At 71.9% G+C, this 20,521-nt stretch carries 17 protein-coding genes and 1 pseudogene; 7 read left to right on the top strand and 11 right to left on the bottom strand.

All coding sequences use genetic code 11. The features are described 5' to 3' along the window. Positions 1-38: 38 nt before the first annotated feature. The 4 genes from C3492_RS11340 to cyc2 all read right to left on the bottom strand — a co-directional run bounded on the left by C3492_RS11340 (position 39) and on the right by cyc2 (position 6,224). The gene (locus C3492_RS11340) at positions 39-1,166 is read right to left on the bottom strand and encodes an aminopeptidase P family protein (RefSeq protein ID WP_103811616.1); all 1,128 of its coding nucleotides are present in this window, start codon (positions 1,164-1,166) and stop codon (positions 39-41) included. A 210-nt stretch (positions 1,167-1,376) separates the two neighbouring features. Next, positions 1,377-1,940, bottom strand: a complete 564-nt coding sequence (locus tag C3492_RS11335) for a PDZ domain-containing protein (protein WP_103811615.1) — start codon at positions 1,938-1,940, stop codon at positions 1,377-1,379. Positions 1,941-2,081: 141 nt separating this feature from the next. Next, on the bottom strand, positions 2,082-3,956 hold the full coding sequence (gene phsA, locus C3492_RS11330; RefSeq protein ID WP_103811614.1) for an O-aminophenol oxidase PhsA: 1,875 nt from the start codon (positions 3,954-3,956) through the stop codon (positions 2,082-2,084). 114 nt (positions 3,957-4,070) lie between these two features. Beyond that, the gene (cyc2, locus tag C3492_RS11325; RefSeq protein ID WP_103811613.1) at positions 4,071-6,224 is read right to left on the bottom strand and encodes a germacradienol/geosmin synthase Cyc2; all 2,154 of its coding nucleotides are present in this window, start codon (positions 6,222-6,224) and stop codon (positions 4,071-4,073) included. A 152-nt stretch (positions 6,225-6,376) separates the two neighbouring features. Between cyc2 and C3492_RS11320 the strand changes: the two genes are divergently transcribed. Next, positions 6,377-7,177 carry an alpha/beta fold hydrolase gene (locus C3492_RS11320; protein ID WP_103811612.1) on the top strand — a complete coding sequence of 267 codons (801 nt, stop codon included), beginning with the start codon at positions 6,377-6,379 and terminating at the stop codon, positions 7,175-7,177. Continuing rightward, positions 7,174-8,439: a cytochrome P450 gene (locus tag C3492_RS11315; protein WP_103811611.1), complete on the top strand. Its 1,266-nt coding sequence runs from the start codon at positions 7,174-7,176 to the stop codon at positions 8,437-8,439. The genes C3492_RS11320 and C3492_RS11315 overlap by 4 nt, the downstream gene beginning before the upstream one ends. Here C3492_RS11315 and C3492_RS11310 read toward each other — a convergent pair. Continuing rightward, entirely contained in the window at positions 8,416-9,636 is a 1,221-nt protein-coding gene (locus C3492_RS11310; protein ID WP_103811610.1) for a damage-control phosphatase ARMT1 family protein, read from the bottom strand. The two genes, C3492_RS11315 and C3492_RS11310, sit on opposite strands and share 24 nt — an antisense overlap. A gap of 22 nt (positions 9,637-9,658) precedes the next feature. Then, positions 9,659-10,306, bottom strand: a complete 648-nt coding sequence (locus C3492_RS11305; protein ID WP_103811609.1) for a ScbR family autoregulator-binding transcription factor — start codon at positions 10,304-10,306, stop codon at positions 9,659-9,661. Positions 10,307-10,738: 432 nt separating this feature from the next. Between C3492_RS11305 and C3492_RS11300 the strand changes: the two genes are divergently transcribed. After that, positions 10,739-11,713, top strand: a complete 975-nt coding sequence (locus C3492_RS11300) for a lytic polysaccharide monooxygenase (protein WP_103811608.1) — start codon at positions 10,739-10,741, stop codon at positions 11,711-11,713. An 18-nt stretch (positions 11,714-11,731) separates the two neighbouring features. Here C3492_RS11300 and C3492_RS11295 read toward each other — a convergent pair whose 3' ends face one another. Beyond that, the gene (locus C3492_RS11295) at positions 11,732-12,382 is read right to left on the bottom strand and encodes a Tat pathway signal sequence domain protein (protein WP_103811607.1); all 651 of its coding nucleotides are present in this window, start codon (positions 12,380-12,382) and stop codon (positions 11,732-11,734) included. 640 nt (positions 12,383-13,022) lie between these two features. On the opposite strand from C3492_RS11295, the gene C3492_RS11290 reads away from it, so the two are divergent. The 3 genes from C3492_RS11290 to C3492_RS11280 all read left to right on the top strand — a co-directional run bounded on the left by C3492_RS11290 (position 13,023) and on the right by C3492_RS11280 (position 15,634). Further along, a complete protein-coding gene (locus C3492_RS11290; RefSeq protein WP_103811606.1) occupies positions 13,023-13,733 on the top strand; it encodes a DUF6230 family protein in 711 nt (236 codons plus the stop codon). Further along, positions 13,727-14,188, top strand: coding sequence for a DUF6114 domain-containing protein (locus C3492_RS11285; RefSeq protein WP_103811605.1), 462 nt, complete (start codon positions 13,727-13,729; stop codon positions 14,186-14,188). Before C3492_RS11290 ends, C3492_RS11285 begins: the two co-directional genes overlap by 7 nt. Before the next feature lie 453 nt (positions 14,189-14,641). Further along, positions 14,642-15,634 carry a sporulation protein gene (locus C3492_RS11280; protein WP_103811604.1) on the top strand — a complete coding sequence of 331 codons (993 nt, stop codon included), beginning with the start codon at positions 14,642-14,644 and terminating at the stop codon, positions 15,632-15,634. A 31-nt stretch (positions 15,635-15,665) separates the two neighbouring features. Here C3492_RS11280 and tatA read toward each other — a convergent pair. Next, positions 15,666-15,839, bottom strand: a pseudogene (gene tatA / locus C3492_RS11275) (Sec-independent protein translocase subunit TatA); the annotation flags it as partial. A gap of 359 nt (positions 15,840-16,198) precedes the next feature. Next, positions 16,199-16,567, bottom strand: coding sequence for a metalloregulator ArsR/SmtB family transcription factor (locus C3492_RS11270; RefSeq protein WP_103811602.1), 369 nt, complete (start codon positions 16,565-16,567; stop codon positions 16,199-16,201). Between the two features lie 180 nt (positions 16,568-16,747). Here C3492_RS11270 and C3492_RS11265 point away from each other — a divergent pair, with 180 nt between their 5' ends. Next, entirely contained in the window at positions 16,748-17,203 is a 456-nt protein-coding gene (locus C3492_RS11265; protein WP_103811601.1) for a tellurite resistance TerB family protein, read from the top strand. 180 nt (positions 17,204-17,383) lie between these two features. Here the strand turns inward: C3492_RS11265 and C3492_RS11260 are convergent, their stop codons facing one another. Next, positions 17,384-19,231, bottom strand: coding sequence for an aromatic amino acid ammonia-lyase (locus tag C3492_RS11260; RefSeq protein WP_103811600.1), 1,848 nt, complete (start codon positions 19,229-19,231; stop codon positions 17,384-17,386). 127 nt (positions 19,232-19,358) lie between these two features. Continuing rightward, positions 19,359-20,321 carry an ABC transporter substrate-binding protein gene (locus C3492_RS11255; RefSeq protein WP_103811599.1) on the bottom strand — a complete coding sequence of 321 codons (963 nt, stop codon included), beginning with the start codon at positions 20,319-20,321 and terminating at the stop codon, positions 19,359-19,361. Between the last annotated feature and the right edge of the window lie 200 nt (positions 20,322-20,521).

The raw sequence follows: 20,521 nt of genomic DNA, 5'->3' as shown, positions 1-20,521 counted from the left end.
CGTTCCGGGTGTCGTCGGAGTGGGTCTCCTCGGGTCTCTCACTCCACTATGACCATCTCACGGGTGGTGTTGTTGAGGCGGCGGCCGCCGTCCTCGGTGACCGTGACGATGTCCTCGATGCGCACCCCGAAACGGCCGGGCAGGTAGATGCCGGGCTCCACGGAGAAGCACATGCCGGGCACGAGCGGCTGCTCCTCGCCCTCGATCATGTACGGCGGCTCGTGCGTGGTGACACCGATGCCGTGGCCGGTGCGGTGGATGAAGTACCCGCCGTACCCGGCGTCCGTGATCACCGCGCGGGCGGCGCGGTCGACCTCCTGGCAGGCCACACCCGGGCGTACGGCCTGGAAACCGGCCTCCTGGGCGGCGCGCACGATGTCGTGGACCCGGCGCTCCTCCTCGGTCGGCTCGCCGACGTGGACCGTGCGGGTGGTGTCGGAGCCGTAGCCGTCCTTCAGGCCGCCGAAGTCGAGGACGACCATGTCGCCGGGCTGGATGACGCGGTCGCCGACCTCGTGGTGGGGGTTGGCGCCGTTCGGGCCGGAGCCGACGATCGTGAAGTCGACCTGGGAGTGGCCGAAGCGGCGCAGCAGGCCGGCGAGGTCCTGGCCCACGTCGGACTCGCGGCGGCCGGCGAAGGGGACCTTGCGGATCTCCTCGAACGCCAGGTCGGCGGCCGCGCCGGCGGCCGCCAGGAGTTCCAGTTCGGCCGCGTCCTTCACCGCGCGCAGCATGGGCAGGGCATCGGTGAGGGAGGCGTAGGAGGTGCCGGGCAGGGCCCGCTGGAGGCCCAGCAGGTGCATGGCCCAGGTGTTGTCACTGATGCCGAACCGGCCGCGGTCGTCGAGGAGGCCGGCGGTGACGGCGTAGGGGGCCTTGCCGTCGGTCCAGTCGCGCAGCGTCAGCGCGGCGGCGCCGGCCGCCTGCTCGGCGTCCGGGGCCTCCAGGGTGGGCACGACGAGCACGGGGTCCCGGCCGGGCGCGAGGACCAGCAGGGTCAGCCGCTCCGTGACCGCTGTGGGCGTGTAGCCGGTGAGCCACACCATGTCCGGTCCCGGCGCCACGAGCAGCCCCGCGAGGCCGGCGTCGCCGGCGGAGCGCGCGGCACGCTCCATACGGGCCCTGTAGTCGGCGGCGGCGAAGGGCGCGGGCGTACTACCGGTCATCCGGGCCTCCGGGGCGGGTGCGGAAACGGGGCGGTGGCGTCTCGGGCAGCATCCTGCCCGTCCGCACCGGCCCACGCGAGCCGGTCCCGCGGACCGGCGTCCCGCAGTCCGTCGAGGGGGCACTCGGCATGGGTCCATGATGACGTGCGGGACGGATGGTGACCAAGGGGTTTCCTGGCGTGACCGGGACCGCGGCGGTCCCTGACCGGGTCAGGTCACCACTCCCGGGGTCACCGCCAACTGCTGGTAGCCGCCGCTCGCGTGGCGCACGGTGAGCAGCACCGCCTTGCCGGGACGGGCCCGTCCGACGGCTCGGGCGAGGTCGGCGGCGGTGTCCACACGGGCCTCGCCCCACTGGAGTACGACGTCCCCGCGGACCAGGCCCGCCGCGTAGCCGGGGCCGGGCACGTGCACGCCCACCACGAGGGCGCCCACCTTCTCCGCGTCGACCGTCTCCACGCCGAGGACCGGGCCGGACGGGGCCGGGACGGGCGCCGGCGGGGGCGTGGCCCTGACCGAGGGCGCCGGCGCGGGCGGCGGGGCCTGGCGTCGCAGCTCGGCGAGTCTGCTCATGCCGATCACCGTGGCACCGACCGTGCCGATGCCGACGCCGGAGAGCACCAGCACGGTGCCGGCGCACAGACCGCACAGCAGGGTCCGCAGCCGCCGCCCGCGCCGGGGCGCGGCGTGCGGGCGACGGGCGGGGTCGGGGGTGTCGTCCTCCCGCCGGTCCTGGCCGGGCATCGGCTTCGGACGCAACGCAGTGTGTTCCATGGTTCGCTCGCCTCCGGCTGGTGCTCTACCCGGGGCGGTGGGGCGCGACGAGACACGAAAGGGTGAGACTGCCCGGAGGGTGACGGAGGGTACTCATAGCTGTCACGCCAGCCGTTCAGCACACCCTTTCGGCCCGCCCTGTCAGCCCGTGTGGCCCTCGCCGTGGCCGCCGTGCGCGCCGCCGTGGTCGAACTTCAGGGCCTCGGAAGGCATGACGACGAAGGGTCGCATCATGCCCATGTCCTCGTGCTCCAGCAGATGGCAGTGGTACATGAACCGGCCGTACGCGCCGTCGAAGCGGCCCATGACCCGCAGCATCTGGTTGCCCGGCACCCGGAAGACGTCCTTGTAGCCCCGTTCGTTGGGCGCGAGCGCTATCTCGCGGCCGGCGTCGTACCGGATCGGGGTGCGGGTGCCGCCCACCGCCGGGTCGAAGCCGGAGACGTCGTAGGCGTCCCGCCCCAGCAACTGGAAGTCGGCCAGGTGGATGTGCATGGGGTGCACGATGGGCGCGAGGTTGAGGAAGCTCCACTGCTCGTGGCTGCCCTCGCCGATCGTGAAGCCGAGCCCGTCGTTGAACGTCCGCGCGGTGCGCCGGTACGTCCTGGTGGTGCCGTCGGGTCCGGTGACCTGCACGATGCCCTCGGCCGGGAACGTCAGGCCGCTCGGGTCCTCGACCTCGGTCATCTCCCAGATCTCCGGGTGGCCGCCGGCCCCCTTGGTGGCGGGCGGGGTGAGCAGGACGAGCCGGTGGCCGTGCGGGGTGTCGTGGGTCAGGCGGCGGAAGGAACCGGAGAGCACCTCCGGAAGTTCGAAGGTGTCCTCCGCGCAGCTCTCCCGGACCCGGAACTCCAGCACGGCCGGACAGGGCACGTCTCCGGCCGGGTCGGGCACCCCCGCCGGCTGGTTGGGACCCTTGTTGACCAGCCGCAGGGTCCGGCCCGCGAGTCCGCGGAAGTCCACCAGCAGGTCGAACCGCTCGGCCGGCGCGGCGGTCAGGGCCGGCAGCTCCGCGTCGAAGTCGACCGGCACCGGGCGCGGCAGCAGTCCGCCGTCGCTGCCGATCTGGTGGACGATTCCCGGTACCGGCCGGTCGTCCTCGTCGATGAGGACGAGTTCGAAGATGCGCGCGTTGGAGGCGTTGACCAGCCGGAACCGGTGCCACGCCGGGTCCACGTCGGCGTACGGCCAGATGCGGCCGTTGACCGTGGTGTACGGACCGGTGAAGGGTATGGAGACCGGCTTGCCCGTCTCCGGGTTGCGCTGCTGGACGATCACCGTCTTGTGCAGGAGCCGGCCGTTGAGACGGCCGTCCTCGTCGGTGTCGAGGTTGCGGTCGGCGATGACGAGCGGGATCTCCCGCTCGCCGGACGGCAGGTGGAGGGCGTCCTCCTCGTCGTCCCGGACGAGGTAGGTGCCGTACAGGCCCGCCATCACGTTCCACCGGGTGATGTTCATGGCGTGGTCGTGGTACCACCACTGCACCGCCTGGTGGTCGTTCGGGTACTCCGACAGCTGGGCGTCGCCGTGGCCCACGGCGTTGTCCGCCCAGCCGTCGTTGCCGCCGCCGGTCTGCGCGCCGTGCAGATGGGTCACCGACCAGGCGGGCAGGGCGGCGACGTCCTTGTTCGGCTCGACGCCCCCGCGGCCCGGTTCGGTGGTGGCCTGCGGGCGGCCGTCCGTGCGCAGCGGCACCTCCACCGAGGTGACCGGGTACTCGCTGTCCTTGGGGATGCGGTTGGTCCAGGCGATGCGGACGCGCTGTCCCCGGCGCACCTCGATGGTCGGGCCCGGCACGTGTCCGTCGTAGCCCCACATCAGGGTCGGCGGCAGTTGCGGGTGCAGGCGCACCCAGGTCGGGCGCAGGGCGATCTCGGTCTCGCGCAGGACGTCGTCCGCGGCGGGCCGCAGGACCGGCGGGACGGTCAACGGCGCCACGTACGGCGTCAGTTCGCGGGCCGCCGGCGCCTGCTCGCCCGCGGTCGGTCCGGTGAGCCTCTCGATGGTCTCGGTCAAGGTCGAACACCCCCGTGTGTTCTGGCGCTGTTGTTCCCCTTACTCCACAAGACTCCCGAGGACTCACCGAAGTTCCCTGAATGCCCGATTCCGTACGCGGAGATTTGCGGACCGTCAGCCCGGCGACAGGGCGGGGGTGCGGCCGGGCAGGAAGCCGTGGGTGCGGCGGCCGAGCCATTCGGCCTTGTACCGGTCGACCTCCCGGTGCCAGTTGAGAATGCCCGCCAGCCAGTTCCGCAGGTCCTGCACATAGGCGTCCATGAGCGTGCGGGCCTCGGCCGACAGCTCGAAGTCCTCGTACAGGACCGGCAGTTCGTGGGCGACCACATGCTCGAACTGCCGCATGCGCTGGGTCATCAGGTCGTGGACGACGCCGAGCGCGGCCGGATAGTCCACGCCGAAGAAGTTCTGCACGACCAGCACCGAGTTGTGGATCTCGCCCTCGTACTCGATCTCCTTCTGGTACGAGAAGACGTCGTTGAGGAGACAGGCGTAGTCGATGGCGGCGTTCTCCAGGGAGCGCACCGGACCGCTGGCGTACACCTCGGCGGGAATCGCCGGGCCGTGGCCCGTCCGGCACAGGCTCAGGGTGAGGTCCGAGCCGAAGGTGGAGCGCCGCATCTCCAGGTAGTCGACCGGGTCGGGGATGCGGTTCTGCAGCTGGTTGGAGAGTTCCCAGACCCAGCTCTCGGTCATCTTGTCCACGGCCGTCCTGAGGGTGCGCCGCTGGTCGGCGGTCATCTCGGCCGTGGTGCGCGTCCACAGGTCGATCAGCGCGCGTTCCATGGCGTCGGCCGGAACGATCGTGGGCGCGCCCTCCACCGCCATGCACTGCGACAGGCGGGCCGTGGTCAGCCGGGCGGCGGCGAGGTCCCGGCGGTGGCCGTACACCAGGGGGTAGTAGTCGTCGCCGTAGGTGCCCCAGGCGAGCCACTGCGCGCTGAGGTCGAGGGCCTCCGGGGTGGCGTCCGGGTCCAGGCCGGCGGAGCACAGCGCGAGGTCGTAGGCGGCGAGCTTGTCCTCGTCCCAGACGCCCTCCTGGAGGACGCCCATCCGGTGACACCAGTCGACGAGGTTGCCGCGGGCCCGGTCCAGGTGGGGGCTGAGCTGGAGCTCGAAGGGCATGTAGAGGTCGGGGATGCGGGACGGGCCGACCTTCTGGTAGGGCACGTGGGAGTAGGCGCGCAGCCGGTCCTGTGCGGCCGCGGCGAGCAGCGCGCCGACGTCGGCGGCGGAGGTCCCGGGCCCGCTGGGGAGCTGCCAGGGCGAGCTGGAGCGCGCGCCCTTGTTCATGTAGCGGCTGGAGCGCATGTGCCACTCGTGGCCACCGGACTGCCAGTCCTGGAGGCCCTTGGTGTAGGCGGCGACCGCGGCGACCTCGGCGGGCGTGAGGCCCTTCTCCAGGGCGACGGCGGGGACTTCGGTGAACGCGGTGTGCTCGAACTGGTGCAGCCGCGAGGTGAGGACGTCGTTGACGGTGTCGGCGGCCTCCTGGGTGGTGCAGCCGAAGAACTTCTCCAGGACCAGCACGCCGTTGCTGTTCTCGCCCTCGTCCTCGACCTCGCGCTGGTAGGAGAACAGGTCGTTGCGCAGGTGGACGGCGTCGGAGAAGGTCTCCATGAGGACGCGCAGCGGCCGGGTGCCGGCGACGGCTGCGGGCACCTCCGCGGTCGCGTACTCCACGAGCCCCGCCGACCAGGGTGCGCCGCCGACCTTGCGGCGCATCTCGATGTACTCGACGGGGTTGGCGACGCGCCCCTCGTTGATGTTGGACAGCTCCCACATCGACTCGTTGAGCAGGTGCTCGGTGGCGACGGAGAAGCGGCGCCGCCAGTCGACGGACATCGCCGGCACCGTCCGCGCCCACAGGTCCTTCAGCCCGGCCTCCACCGGGTTCTCCGGCTCCGGCACGGGGGTGGCGGGGTCGAGCGGCATGAACAGCGGCAGACGGTCCAGGTGGGCCTTTCCGGCGGCCCGGTCCGGGGTGCGCTTGAACATGTCCAGGAAGTGGTCGTCGAAGAAGAACACCCACACGTACCAGTCGGTGATCAGGGAGAGAGCGGGCCCGTCGCAGTCGGGATGGGTGTAGGCGCACAGGAGGCCGTAGTCGTGCGCCTCCAGGTCGGCCTGGTCCCAGATCCCGGAGCCTTCCAGCATGCCCATGTCGCGTGCCCACTGCGTGGAGTGGGCCCGGGCCTCGTCCAGGTGCGGGTTGAGCCGCGCGGGATACGGCATGTAGAAGTGCGGGAGTTCGAACGGCTGCGTCATGGCCGGGCCCTACCCGCGGCCCCGGACGCCCATCCGGTCGGCGGCACATGATCACACCATCGCGTGAACCGCTCGCGAAACCTGGAACTCCGGTGGGCGGTTGTGGCGTTGGTTCCCTTGCCGTGTCCGCGCGCGGGGGCCACGGTAGGCGCATGACCTCCTTCGTGCTGCCCCATGAGGTGCACGGCGACGGCGCCCACAAGGTGTTCGCCGTGCACGGCTGGTTCGCCGACCGGTCCGCCTACGCGGCCGTCCTGCCGGACCTGGACCGCACGTCCTTCAGCTATGCGCTGGTGGACCTGCGGGGTTACGGCGAGGCCCGGGACGCCACGGGCTCGTACACGACGGCCGAGGCGGCCGTGGACCTGGTGGAGCTGGCGGACCGGCTCGGCTGGGACCGGTTCTCGGTGGTCGGGCACTCGATGGGGGGCGCGGTGGCGCAGCGGCTGCTCGCCGTCGCCCCGCACCGCCTGCGCCGGATCGCCGGCGTCTCCCCCGTGCCCGCCTCCGGAATGCCGCTGGCCGGCGAGCAGGCGGCGCTGTTCGCGGACGCGGCGCACCGGGCGGAGAACCGGCGCGCGATCATCGACCTCACCACCGGGGGCCGCCGGCCCGCCGCCTGGCTGGACCGGATGGTCGCCCGCTCGCTGGAGCGCAGTGACCCCAAGGCGTTCCGGGCCTGGCTGGACTCGTGGGCGGGCGAGGACTTCACCGCCGACGTCGTGGGCAGCGAGGTACCGGCGCTGGCCGTGGCCGGCGCGCTGGACCCGGCGCTGTCCGCGGAGGTCATGCGGCAGACCTGGCTGTCCTGGTACCCGCGCGCGGAGCTGACCGTACTGCCGGGCGCCGGTCACTACGCGATGGACGAGACCCCGCTGGACCTGGTGCGTGCCCTCGAGGACTTCCTGCGGGCCGACGGCCCGGGCGGCACCGGGGCGGGCGGGGCGGCGTGAGCGTGCGGGACGCGCCGCCGGTCCCGGACGTCTTCGATCCGCGCCGGTACGCCGCCGGGGTGCCCCACGACGACTACCGCGTGCTGCGCGACCACCATCCGGTGGCCTGGCAGCAGGAACCGGAGGTGCTGGGCTGGCCGGCCGGGCCCGGGTTCTGGGCGGTGACCCGGCACGCGGATGTCGTACGCGTGCTGAAGGACGCGGGGACGTACTCGTCGTACGTCGGCGCGACCCAGATCCGCGACCCGGACCCCGAGGACCTGCCGTTCATCCGGCGGATGATGCTCAACCAGGACCCGCCGGGGCACGGGCGGCTGCGGCGGCTGGTGAGCCGTGCCTTCACGCCGGGGCGCGTGGACCGGTTCGCGGCGGTCGCCCGGGAGCGGGCGCGCACGCTGCTCGCGGGCGCCCTGGAGGCGGCGCGGGCGGGGGACGGCACGGTGGACCTGGTGTCCGCCGTCACCGACGAGTACGCCCTGCTGAACCTGGCGGATCTGCTGGGCGTTCCGGAGAGCGACCGGCGGTTGCTGCTGCGCTGGACGCAGCGGGTCATCGGCTACCAGGACCCGGACGAGGCCGGTCCGCCGGTGCTGGACGAGGAGGGCAGACCGGTGAATCCGCGGTCACCGGCGATGCTGGCGGACATGTTCGCCTACGCCGGACAGCTGGCCGCGTACAAGCGGCGGTATCCCGCGGACGACATCATGACGACGCTCGCCCACGACGCCGAACTCGCCGAGGCCGAGCTGGAGATGTTCTTCTTCCTGCTCACCGTGGCGGGCAACGACACCGTGCGCGGTGCGGCCCCGGGCGGACTGCTGGCGCTGGCGGAGCACCCGCAGGCGTACGCGTCACTGCGCGCCGGGAAGGTGGGTGTGCCGTCCGCCGTCGAGGAGCTGCTGCGCTGGCATCCGCCCGTGCTGACCTTCCGCCGGACGGCCGTGCGGGACACCGAGCTGGCGGGCCGCGCGATCCGGGCGGGCGACAAGGTCGTGGTGTTCCACGCCTCGGCCAACCGCGACGAGCGCGTCTTCGCCGCTCCCGACCGGCTCGATCTCGCCCGTTCCCCCAATCCGCACGTGTCCTTCGGGGACGGCCCGCACGTGTGCCTGGGCGCTCACTTCGCCCGGCTGCAACTGCGGCTGCTGCACGAGGAGGTGCTGCGCGTCCTGCCCGGACCGCCGCGTCTCGCCGGGCCGCCCGGGCGGCTGGTGTCGAACTTCATCAACGGCCTCAAGTCACTGCCGGTGCGGATCACCTGATGCGTGCTTCCCGTCGCCTTGCGGATCGGTCTGGATCAGCGCGTGCGTGCCACTGGTCCGCCAGCTCCGCCCCTCGGCCGCCACCAGTTCGGCCTCGGTCGTCGCGGACAGGCCGGTGATCACATCGGACTTGAGGGTGCGCAGGGCGGCGACCGGGCCGGGGAAGTACGCGGTCGTCTCCCGGAAGGGCGTGGTGGGCGGCCAGAGCCGGTCGCCCACCAGGCGCCGGTAGTTGAGGTCGCCCTTGACGATGGTCAGCGTGGCCGCGGCGAACTCCGCGCGCAGGTCGTCCGGCATCGCCGCGTACGGCAGCGGGGCGCAGGAGAAGGGGTGGGCGCGGACGGTGAGCCGGCCGTCGGCCATGGCCGACCAGAGCAGGCGCCCGTACTCGGCGGCTGTCCCGTGGGCCGCGCGCAGCCGGTGCAGCGCGTCGACGACGTCGGCGGTGGTGGCGTCGGAGACGTAGTACGGGTACGGCTTGACGTGCAGCACCGCCCGCGCGGTCCGGCCCTCGGCGAGGAGATGGGCGATCAGCAGGAGGTCGGGGACGAGTTCGCGGCCCGCGTTGTCCGCGACGAGCACGAGCGTGCCGGTTCCGGCGGGCGGCAGCAGCGACCACAGGGTCTCGCTGTCGTCGGCGACCAGTGCGGGGGCGGGTTCGCGGGCCTGGGCGCCCGCGGCGGAGAGCCGGAAGCCGAGGTCGGCGCGGTTGCCCCAGAGCGAGCCGTGCAGCAGGGCGCCCGCCCGCTCGTCCTCCGGAAGGTCCCGCAGGCCGTCCAGGGCGGCCAGTTCCTCGTCGGTCTCCGGGGCGTCGAGTTCGGCGCGTTTGAAAGGGCGGAAGGGGTCGATGCCCTGCCAGGCACCCGGCCCGAACCAGCAAACGGCGTCCAGCAGCCGGCGGTAGAAGTAGCTCTCGGCCCACAGCCAGGGCACCTCGTACCAGGACCGGCCGGCGTACTCGGCGAGGCCCCAGTCGTGCCACCGGTCCCGGTCCGGGGCGTCGGCGGGCAGCGGTCCGAGGGTCCCCTCGGTGCAGCTCTTCAGCAGCTCGTCCAGCGCTGTGCGCTGCCCGGGGCCGTACGGGAACGCGTCCCTCACCTGCCGGATGATCGCGGGGTGCCGTTCGGCCAGCACGCTGTGCGGGAACGAGCCGGGTTGGTTGCCGAGGATCACGGGTGCGAAGGGGATGTCGGGCATGTCCGTCACCGTATCGCGGGCGTCAGGCGGTGCGGATCTCCCGCTCCAGCTGCGTGGCGAGGGTGACGTAGCGGGGGCGGCGGTGCACCGGGACGAGTCCGCGGACCATGAGGTGCCACATCTCGGCGACCCTGCGCGGCAGCCGTCCGACCGGTTCGAGCGAGCGGCCGGCGACCCGGGTGCCGATGAAGAAGCAGACGAGGGAGTGGGCGACGACGCCGACGTCGAGATCGCCGTGTACGTCGGATTCCCTGATGGCTCCGGTGAACTTGCGGGTGGCGAAGTCGAGCCACTCGGTGAACGGGTGCCGCAGCGGCGGCCGTACGGCGATGTCCGCGGTGGCCAGGCGGAGTCCGGCGCGCGGTACGGGATCCTCCACGGCGAGCCGGGCGATCCCGAACGTGGTGCGCATCAGGGCCTCCAGCGAGGAGCAGCCGCGGCTCTCGACATCGGCCACGAGCTGCCGCGCCGCCTTGGCCTGGAGTTCCAGGATGGCGTGGGCGAGATCCTCCTTGGCGGCGAAGTGGAAGTACAGGGCGCCCTTGGTGACCTTCGCGTGTGCGACGATGTCGCTCAGACTGGTGGACTCGTATCCGTGCCGGTCGATCAGATCGGCGGCGGCCGTGATGATCGTCGCCCGGGTCTGTTCGGCACGTAACTGCCTTGGCATCCTGGACCCCCTCCTCGCACCCAAAAGAACAGGCCATGCGGTTTGTTTCTGACTCGTTGCATACGATAACTCACCGATCGGCAACGGGAGTCCGGGCGGACCACGCGCGCGGTACGACACGTGTCATCGCTCCGCTCGACGCCGGCCGGGTGCTCCGCACCTCTTCAACGGGCGAGACCTCATGGTTTCCCCTTCGTCGCCGGCCGGTGTCCGCGAGCCCCGGGGCGACGGGCGCCGCCCCATGATCGCCACGATACGAGGCGGACGGCCGACTCCTCAATGGGGTGTGGAAGCAGGCGCAAAACAGCCGAACCGGTCGGTGCTTTCACGCCCCCCGCGCGCGGGTGCGCCAGACCGGCTGAACGCGGCGGCCGGCGGGGCCGTACTGGACGCCGCAGACCCCGTTCCCGCGCCCGCCGAGGAGACGCCCCGATGACTCGGATGACTCGGACGACCGCCCGCCTGAGCGTCAGGACGGCCGCCGTAACGGCACCGCTCCTGCTCCTGCCGTGGGCGGCGGGGCCTGCCCAGGCGCACGGGGCCCCCACGGACCCGGTCAGCCGGGTCTACGCCTGCTCACCCGAGGGGGCCGCCGTCCGGACACCGGCCTGCCGGGCGGCGATCGCGGCGAACGGCGGTCCGTTCACCGCCTGGGACAACCTGCGCGTGGCGGGGGTGGCGGGCCGTGACCGGCGGGTGATTCCGGACGGCAGACTGTGCAGCGGGAACCTGCCGGCGTACCGGGGCCTGGACCTGGCCCGGCGGGACTGGCCGGCGACGCGGCTGACACCGGGCGGCCACCTGACGCTGACCTACGCGTCGACCATCGCGCACACGGGCACGTTCAAGCTGTACCTGACCAAGCGGGGTTACGACCCCTCGCGGCCGCTGACCTGGTCCGACCTGCCCGCGCGACCCTTCGCCGAGGTCACGGACCCGCCGCTGCGGAACGGGGCGTACCGTGTGAACGCGACGTTCCCGACGGACCGGACGGGGCGGCACGTGCTCTACACCGTCTGGCAGAACAGCAGCACGCCGGACACGTACTACGCGTGCTCCGACGTGGTCTTCCCGGAGCGCGGGACGGCCGCCGGGGCGGCGAGGTCCCCTCGGCCCGCACCGACGGCGAGTTCACCGTCCTCACCGGGTTCAACGGCCGTACCGGGTTCTTCGGCCACACCGGCTTCACCGGAGTCGAGTTCACCGGTGGCGAGTCCGACCGACCTGCCCGGCGGCGTCGGCGACCGGGCCGAGGCTGCCGTGCGCGACGGAACCCCGGTCGCGAAGACCACGCACGGCGGGTCGGGCCCCTCGGCACCACTGCTGGCGGGCGGCGCCGCCGCGGTGCTGCTGCTCACCGGGGGCGCCGCCCTCGCTCTGCGGCTGCGTCGTCCACGACGACGCTGAAGCAGACGATCCGGTCGGTCAGTTGACGTAGACCCGGACTCCCGCGTCGGTGACAGGTGCGTACTTCGCCGTGAAGTAGCCGTTGGCGAAGCACAGCGACGAGCCGGACGTCTTGGTGAACTGCTGGTTGGTGAAGGTGATGCTGCTGTCGGCGTTGTCGGACTTACCGGTCAGGCTGGGCGCCTGGTACACGCAGGTCACGGTGCCCAGCAGCGTGCGCAGCTGGACGGTGGCCTGGATGACGGAGCCGCTCGCGGGCGAGACGGTGAGGGTGCCGCCCGAGGTGATCGTCGCGGAGTAGGGCAGGTTGTTGATGGTGATGCCGTTGACGCCCAGGACACCGGTGACGTTGCTGGTGCAGGTGGTGTTGTCGAAGGTGTGCGCGGTGACGGACTCGGTGGCCGTGCCGGGTGCGGTCGGGTTCCCGGTGACCTTGGCGGTGAACTGCGAGCCGGTGCACTTGATCCCGCTGGTGCCGGTCGCGCTGGAGTAGAAGGTGGCGGAGGTGCCGGAGGCCAGCGGGGCGGTGAGGGTGTCGCCGACGGCGACCGCGGTGCCACCGGTGCTGCCGGTGGTGAGGACCGTGCCGGCTGCGGAGGCCGGGGTGGCCCACGTGAGGGCGAGCGCCGTCGCGGTGCCGGCAAGAGCGAGGAGGGAACGCGTACGCATGGGGGTGCCTCTCTTCCGAAGTGGGGGGACAGATGAGGTGAGGTGGGGGGTGGGAATCGGTGCGGATGCCGCCGGCGCGGGGCCGTCACGCCTTCTCCGTACGCGGCGGACCCGCGACGGCGGCACACCGGGCACCGGCCGAAGGCCTCGGGGGAAGACCTCCGGCCGGGCCGGGTACAGGGGCGGCCCGACATGGAGAGAACGAGGGAAGTGACCGTGCCGGGGCCGCACTGAGAGGTGGAGCGGTTGCCGTGACAGGGCCGGGAACGCGGCCGGTGCCGCACGAGGGACGCGGCGGATGCCACGCCTGACGCGACGGGTGCCGCTTGCTGGATCCGGCGCCACGGATCCATGGAAACAGGGGAAGTTGTAGACCTGATCAACCGTCAGGGTCAAGTGGTTGAAGGACAGTTGAGCCAGGCTGGTTGCGGTCCGCGCACATCCGACACCCTTTTTTCACATCTCCCTTGACCCCTGAATGTAACCGGCGGTAACTTCCTCGAAGGCTACTGCCGCGTAACGAGAAAGCCCTTGCGCCCGCCGGGAGTTGCGAGGAGACGTGCGCGGCATCCGCTGTCCGCGCCAGGACACCGCGCCACTGAAGCCCAACCCGCATTGACCCGCGCTCATGGGAGCAGACATGGCCTCGTCCCCGGACGTCCCGTCCACCGGCAACACCCCCGACAGCCCGGGAAGCGACACCCCGGGAAGCGACACCCCGCCCGAAGCCCGGAACGCCGCCGGGACCACCGCCGGCGAGAGACGCGGGCGCGTCCGGGCCCGCCGGGCCGCCGTGATGGCGGTGCCCGCCACCCTGGTCGCCGCCGGCCTCGCGGTCCTCACCGCGCAGGGAGCGCTGGGTGTGCAGTTCTCCATCTCCGGCATGCCGTTCACGGTCACCGCCACGGAACTCAACGGCACCGGATTCGAGCAGTTCGGCGGGCTCGACAACATGGCGGAGGGCAGCCCCAACGCCGGGGACACCGGCGGCCAGGTGCTCGTCGTCACCTCCGCGATCAAGCACGCCACGCTCACCAAGCTGTGCCAGAGCGTCGACCTGGGCGGAACCAACCTGCTGATCACCGCGGGAGGCGGGTCCGAGAAGGTCAGCGCGACCGACCTGACCACCGACTCCACCGAGCTGTCCGGTGACGCGGCGTTCAACAACATCGAGATCGGCAACGACGCCAGCACGTTGAACAAGGCGGGTGTGAAGGGTCCGATCGGCGTCTTCAGCCAGCAGGCCGACACCGTGCGGATCGCTAACCTGCGGCAGACCAACTACGCCACGACGGCTGGTGTGTTCAAGCTGCCGGGTCTCAAACTGCGCTTCAGCGACTCGGGTTGCTGATCGCCGTGCCGGAGCGTCCACGTCCAGGACCGAGGCTCGCCTTTCGCGGATGGCGGGCCCGCCGGCCGTTCTGGGGCGGGCTGCTGCTCGCCCTCGGCGGCGGCGAGATCCTGCTCACCGAGAAGGCCTCGCTGAAGGTCGTACTGCACATCGGCATGCAGGGCCTGGCCGGCTATCTGCTGCCGACCCTCATGGTGCTGCTGGGCCTGCTGATCCTCTTCAACCCCTCCCAGCGGCTCTTCTACTCCATCACCGGCATCCTGCTCTCCCTGGGCAGCTGGCTCACCTCCAACCTGGGCGGCTTCTTCATCGGCCTGCTCCTCGGCGCCATCGGCAGCTGCCTCGCCTTCGGCTGGCTCCCGGACCAGGAACCACGCGTCAGCCGCCGCAAACGCCGCAAGCAGCAGCGGGCCGAGGCACACACCCTGACGTCGGAGGGCGCGGGCACGGCCTGACCCGGAGCCTGGACGAGGATGCCGGCCCAGCGCGGGCTCGGTGCGCGCCGGGCCGTCCTTGACGCTGGGCCGTTCTCGGCGCTGGGTCGTCCTTGACGCTGGGCCCGTTCTCGGCGCTGGGCCGTCTTGGCGGCGGGTGACGGCGCCGATGCCGGGTGTCGGTGACGGAGTGGCTTTGGCGGCGGGTGACGGCGCCGATGCCGGGTGTCGGTGATGGAGTGGCTTTGGCGCCGGTCTCGGTGGTCGAGTGGCCTTGGCCGGGCCTCGGTGCGGGGGGGGACGGACCCCTGCTTGGTTCCCCGGAGCGGAGGAGGCCGGAACCGGGCCGGATCACAGGCCAGAGGTCCCCCGAACAGGTGACTTGGGAACTTCTTTGCGCTCGCCGGGAGTTCATCGGGCAGTCGGACGGCGATGGAGCCGCCCGGGTGACGCGATGAACGAAGGAGCTACGGCATGGTGTTCAAGAGGCTGCTGGGCGCGATCGGGGTCGGCGGCCCCTCCGTGGACACGGTGCTGGACGGCGGCGCGGCGCTGCCCGGCGGCACCCTGTCGGGCCGGGTCCTGCTGCGGGGCGGTGCGACGGCCGTGGAGGTCGAACACATCGGCCTGGAGCTGATCGCCCGTGTGGAGGCGGAGCACGCGGAGGGCGAGAGCGAGGGCACGGTCGCCTTCGAGCGGTTCACCGTCGGCGGCGGTTTCCGACTCGGCGAACAGGAGGAACGCGAACTGCCGTTCAGTGTCCCGCTCCCTTGGGAGACCCCGGTGACCGAACTGTACGGGCAGCCGCTCGGCATCGTGCTGGGCGTGCGGACCGAGGTCGCGGTGGCCGGCGCCCGGGACAAGGGCGACCTGGATCCGCTCGCCGTCCGTCCCCTGCCCGTGCAGGAGGCCGTGCTGGAGGCCCTCGGCGCACTGGGCTTCGGCTTCCGCTCGGCCGACCTGGAGTACGGCCGCATCGGCGGTACGGGGCAGCAGTTGCCGTTCTACCAGGAGATCGAGCTGACCCCGGCCCCTCAGTACGCGCACGCGGTGAACGAGATCGAGCTGACCTTCCTCGCCTCGCCCCTGGGCGTGGAGGTGGTCCTGGAGGCGGACAAGCGGGGCGGCCTGTGGTCATCGGGGCACGACGCCCTGACCCGTTTCACCGTGCGTCACGAGGACGCGCCGACCCTCGACTGGCAGAGAGAGGTGGACGGCTGGATCCGCCAGGTGACCGAGCACCGCGACGCCTACGACAGCCATGCGGCGTACGGCCACGGCGGCGCGCACCAGCCCGGTCTCCACTCCGTCGACGCCCACCGCTCCGGCCCGGGCCTGGGCACGGCCGTGGCCGCCGGTGCGGCGGGCCTCGCCGTGGGTGTCGTGGGCGGCATGGTGGCCGCGGAAGTCGTCGACGAGATCGGGGACTTCTTCGAGGGAGAGGAGGACGAGGGCGACGAAGGGTAGGAGAGAAGCGGGAGGAGGGGGCCGCTCAGCCGGCGGAGCCCTGCGTACCGTCCTCTTCCTTCATCGCCTTGGCCTCGCTCTTGAGGATGCGCATGGACTTGCCCAGCGCCCGGGCGGTGTCGGGGAGCTTCCGGGACCCGAACAGCAGGAGGAACACGACCGCGACGATCAGCAGATGCCAGGGCTCAAGTCCGTTGCGGAGCATGACCGCCCCCTTCCTTGTCTCGCTTGCCTCACTTTGCGGCAACGCTTGCCATGTTGCGCAACTGTACAACCCGGCCTCGGGGCGGGAAAGCGCACACCCGCCCCGGGACAGGCGTTGGTGCCGGGCCGAGCACGAAGGCGGGTTACGGCACACGCCGACCGTGGCGGGCCACCCAGCCGACCGAGCCGGGCCGCCTGGCCGCCAGGGGCGCCACTGTCCGGCGACCGCTGCGCAGCAACAACAACATGACCAGGGCCTCAGTCTGGGTCTGGGCCTGGGCGTCGGTCTCGGCGGCGGTGAATGCGCGCGGGCCGGTGTCCGGATGCCGGAGCTTCTGGAGGACGGTGCCGGTCCCGCGATCAGAGGTCGGGGAGCCGGTGGGCCGGGACGGCGGCGGGTGCCTCCCGCTCGGCGAGCCGGCCGACGAGGAGGCGTACGACGTCGACCACGGCGGCCTGTTCCGCGGTGTCGACGAAGTAGACCTGGCGGCGGCCCTCGCGGCGGGAGCGGACGAGACCGGCGAGTTTGAGCTTGGTCAGGTGCTGGCTGACGGCGGGCAGGGCGCCGCCGACCCGCTCGGCGAGGCCGGTCACGTCGCTCTCGCCCTGAGTCAGCGCCCACACGATGTGCAGCCGGGCGGGCGCGGCGAGCAGACCGAAGGCGGCGGCCGCCTCGGCGAGCACCTCGGCGGAGGGGTTCTGGTGGCCGGTGCCGGGCGCTGTCGCCACTGTCGCCTTCCTCCGCTGGGTTCGTCCTGGGTTCGTCGCTGTGTACCGGCTGTGTACGCCGTGTCCGCGGACTCAGTGTAGATCTCCGGAACTACCCGGCCGCCCCATTAGTTTCTACGTTGCTGTAGAAGTTACTGTCGGGCTGCCGGAAGCACCCGGCGGACGATATGAGGAGTGCGCATGGCCCTGTGGGACCGCATCAAGGAGTCGGCGTCGCAGATGCAGACGCAGTTGGTGGCGAAGAAGAACGACCTGAAGAGCGGCGCGTTCCGCGATGCGAGCATGGCGATGTGCGCGCTGGTGGCCGCCGCCGACGGGACGGTGGATCCGTCGGAGCGGCAGCGGGTGGCTCAGCTCATCGCCACCAACGAGGTGTTGCAGAACTTCCCGGCGGACGACCTCCGCCGGCGCTTCGAGGAGAACCTGGACAAGCTGACGAGGGACTTCGCCTTCGGCAAGGTGAGCGTGCTGCAGGAGGTCGCCAAGGCGAAGAAGAAGCCGGCCGAGGCGCGGGCCGTCATCCAGATCGGCATCGTCATCGGCGGCGCGGACGGCGACTTCGACAAGGACGAGCAGGCCGTGGTGCGTGAGGCGTGCTACGCGCTGGACCTGCCGCCGCACGAGTTCGACCTCTGAGCCTCCTGTGGAGCGCGTGGATGAGGGCATGTGCGGAGACCTCGGCCGTGCCCTCGTCCACGCCCACATCGAACGCAGCTCAGCACGCCCGCGCTCACCACTCCCCCGCTCACCGCTCCCGCCCTCACCCTCCTTCGCTCAGAACTCGGCGCTCAGAACTCGGCGCTCAGAACTCGGCGCTCAGAACTCGGCGAGTCGGGGCAGGAGTTCCGTCGCCGCCTCGATGTCGCCGCTCAGCGGGCGGTCCTCCAGGCCGGTGGGGAGAACGGCGGCGGCGAGGGTGAGGGCGGGGAAGGCCGGCGGCTCCGGGTGGAGACGCAGGGCCCTGACGGCGGACACCAGTTCGCAGGCGAGGACGGTGGCGTAGGCGGCGCGGGCCCGTTCCGTCTGGCGGGCCGCCTGCCCGGCGAAGCCGGCGGCCTCCTCCAGGCCGTGGGAGAGGACGGCGTGTCCGGCCGAGGCCGGCGCGGCGGCGCTGGAACGCAGCTCGGCGAGCGCCGAGTTGGCGGTGTACTCCAGGATCATCGTGCCGGAGCTGCCGGCCGGGCCGGTGGCGAGAAACGCGGGCAGGCCGGTGAGGTCGGGGCGGCTCAGTGCGGACAGGCGTGCGGCGGAGAGCTGAGCGGTCTTCAGCAGGGCGAGGTTCAGGCCGTCCAGCGCCAGCGCGAGAGGGGCGGCGAAGAAGCCGCCGTGGTGGTAGAGGTGGCCGTCCGGGGTCAGGACGGGGTTCTCCGAGGGGCAGTTGATCTCGGTCTCGACGATCCGGCGCAGCGCGGCCGAGGCTTCGAGGGCGGCGCCGTGCACCTGCGGGAACGCGCGGAATCCGTACGGGTCCTGGATCCGCCGGTCCGCTGCGGGGAGCCCGTTCCCCACGCCCGTCGCCGGGTCGTCGGGCAGGCCGAGCAGACGCCGTACCTCGGCGGCGGCACGGGCCGGGCCCGGGTAGGGCCGCAGGGCGTGCACCGGCGCGGCGTACGCCTCCGCGGAGCCCGACACGGCGGCGAGGGACAGTGCCGCGACCACGTGCGTGGCCCGCAGCAGCAGTTCGGTCTCGTGTCCGGCGAGGGCGGCCTGTGCGAGGGCGAGGGCGTTGCTGCTGAGCAGCGCGAGGGCGTCGCCGGCCCGCAGGGTGACCGGGGCGGGCAGCTCACCGGTGGTCCGGTCTCCCTCGCCGACGCCCCGGGGGCCGGCCTCGCCGAGATGCGCGGCCTCGACCGTCCCGGTCGGATCCGCCGCTGCCGGGACCGGTCGTTGCGCACCAACGCCGACGGTACCGAGGGCCCTGGCGTCGGAAGGCGACCACTCCGCACCGAGCGCACCCCCACCCGGCCCCTCCGCCGGCCCGGCCCCCGATCCGACCGCCGCCCACTCCGCAGTACCCACGTCACCACCCGCCGACCCCCCACCCGGCGCCTCGCCGACCCCGAGCTCCGGCCCGGCCCCCGCCGGCTCCCCCGTCGGCACGGTTCCGTCCGCGTGAGGTGGGGTCGCCGAGTCGTCCGGTGTCAGCCAAGGGCGTTCGCCGAGGAGGGTCAGGCCGGTCTGGGCCAGGGCCGTCAGGTCGCCGGTGCCGACGCCACCGTACTCGTTGACCGCCGGGTGCACGCGGAGGCGGAGGGCGTCGGTGAGGGCGGTGACGAAGGACGGGTGGATGCCGGAGCCGCCGGCGAGGAGCTGGTTGGCTCGGATCGCGAGCATCGCGCGAACCGTGCGGGCCGGCAGCAGCGGACCGGCCCCGCCCGCGTGGCTGCGCAGCAGACGCAGCCCGTGGGCGGTCTCCTCGGCCGGGTCGACGGCGACCGAGCGGTGTGCGCCGACGCCGGTGCCACGGCCGTACCAGCGGCCCGTGGCGGCGAGCCGGTCGGCCGTCTCCCGGGCGCGGCGGACCCGGTCCAGGGCGCCGGGGTCGAGGGCGGGTACGGCCGTACCGTCCGCGAGCCGGATCAGGGCGGGGAGGGTGAGGCCGCCGCCGTCGAGCGGGACGCGGGTGTCCCCTGGCTGCGAGGGCACCCGCGTGGGCAGGTCCACGGTCGTTCCTGACAGTTCCTAATCATTCCGGACGTTCCGGTTGTTGTTCCGGTCGTCCGGGTCGTTCTCTTCCGTCTGCTCACCCTGGGCCGTTCCGGCTGTCACGGCCCTTGCGCGTGGTCCGGCCTCAGCCCAGACCCGCCGACTTCAGCCACGCCTTGGCGACGTCCAGCGGGTCCTTGTTCTGGGCCTGCACCTGGGTGTCCAGGTCCAGCAGGGTCGCGGTGTCGAGCTTCGCGGAGACGGCGTTGAGCGCGGCGACGCCCTCCTTGGACAGCGCGCCCTTGTAGGTGAGCGGCTGGACGTTCTCGAAGCCGAACAGGTTCTTCGGGTCCTGGAGGACGACGAACTTCTCCTTGGAGATGTTCGGGTCCGTGGTGAAGATGTCCGCGGCCTGCACGGCGTCCTTCTTCAGCGCCGCCAGCGTGAGCGGGCCGCCCGCGTCCAGCGCCTTGAAGGACTTGAACTCCAGGCCGTAGACGGACTTCAGGCCCACCAGGCCCTGCTGCCGGGTCTGGAACTCCGGCGAGGCGCCGATGACCAGGTCCTTGGCGACGTCCTTCAGGTCGGCGATGGAGGACTTCTCGGTGAGCTGGTACTTCTTCGCGGTGGCCGCGTTGACCGTGATCGAGTCCTTGTCCTGCGCCGACGCCGGGTCGAGCAGCGTGAGCTTGGAGTCCAGCTTGGCGTTGATGGCGTCCGTGGTCTCCGCGAGGGTCTTCGGGGCGGCCTTCGGGTCGAGGTAGGCCAGCAGCGCCCCGTTGTACTCGGGCAGGACCGATATGGAACCGTTCTTGATCAGCCCGTAGGTGGTCTCGCGGCTGCCGATGTTCGGCTTGTACGTGACCTTGATCCCCTTGGCCTTGAGCGCCTCGCCGTAGATGTCGGCGAGCAGGGTGCTCTCGGGGAAGTTGTTGGATCCGACGACGACGGTGTCGCCGCTGGCCTTGCTGTCGTCCGACAGGGGGTTGTCGGACTTGCCGTCGTTGGAGGAACAGCCCGCCAGCAGAGCCGTAGCCGCCGCGAGGGCGACCGCCGCCGCGCCTCGGTTCCTCCGGATGGACCTGCTGATGTGGGTCGTGGAAGTCACGCGCTGATCCAATCCAGCCAGTTCTCGGTCAGTCAAGGGCATCAGATCACCGATTGGCCTCGATCTGCGGTCACTCGTGCACACAGAGCATTCTCTTTGTAACGGATTCTTGATGAAAGGTGAGCTGATCGACACCTCAAGAGGCCTGTAGTCTCACCCGAGTTGGTATCGACCACAGCGGTGCGCGGGGCCCGCTTCGG

Origin of the sequence: Streptomyces sp. Ru62 (assembly GCF_002920615.1) — a bacterium.
In the GTDB taxonomy this organism is placed as follows: Bacteria; Actinomycetota; Actinomycetes; order Streptomycetales; family Streptomycetaceae; genus Streptomyces.
The sequence above is the reverse complement of the archived record's forward strand: the minus strand, read 5'-3'. Positions and strand labels throughout refer to the sequence as shown.

Bases quoted from the DNA above. Each gene is read 5' to 3' on its own strand.
- C3492_RS11340 (WP_103811616.1), bottom strand. From the start codon at position 1,166: ATGACCGGTAGTACGCCCGCGCCCTTCGCCGCCGCCGACTACAGGGCC.
- C3492_RS11335 (WP_103811615.1), bottom strand. From the start codon at position 1,940: ATGGAACACACTGCGTTGCGTCCGAAGCCGATGCCCGGCCAGGACCGG.
- cyc2 (WP_103811613.1), bottom strand. From the start codon at position 6,224: ATGACGCAGCCGTTCGAACTCCCGCACTTCTACATGCCGTATCCCGCG.
- C3492_RS11320 (WP_103811612.1), top strand. From the start codon at position 6,377: ATGACCTCCTTCGTGCTGCCCCATGAGGTGCACGGCGACGGCGCCCAC.
- C3492_RS11310 (WP_103811610.1), bottom strand. From the start codon at position 9,636: ATGCCCGACATCCCCTTCGCACCCGTGATCCTCGGCAACCAACCCGGC.
- C3492_RS11305 (WP_103811609.1), bottom strand. From the start codon at position 10,306: ATGCCAAGGCAGTTACGTGCCGAACAGACCCGGGCGACGATCATCACG.
- C3492_RS11300 (WP_103811608.1), top strand. From the start codon at position 10,739: ATGACTCGGATGACTCGGACGACCGCCCGCCTGAGCGTCAGGACGGCC.
- C3492_RS11295 (WP_103811607.1), bottom strand. From the start codon at position 12,382: ATGCGTACGCGTTCCCTCCTCGCTCTTGCCGGCACCGCGACGGCGCTC.
- C3492_RS11290 (WP_103811606.1), top strand. From the start codon at position 13,023: ATGGCCTCGTCCCCGGACGTCCCGTCCACCGGCAACACCCCCGACAGC.
- C3492_RS11280 (WP_103811604.1), top strand. From the start codon at position 14,642: ATGGTGTTCAAGAGGCTGCTGGGCGCGATCGGGGTCGGCGGCCCCTCC.
- C3492_RS11265 (WP_103811601.1), top strand. From the start codon at position 16,748: ATGGCCCTGTGGGACCGCATCAAGGAGTCGGCGTCGCAGATGCAGACG.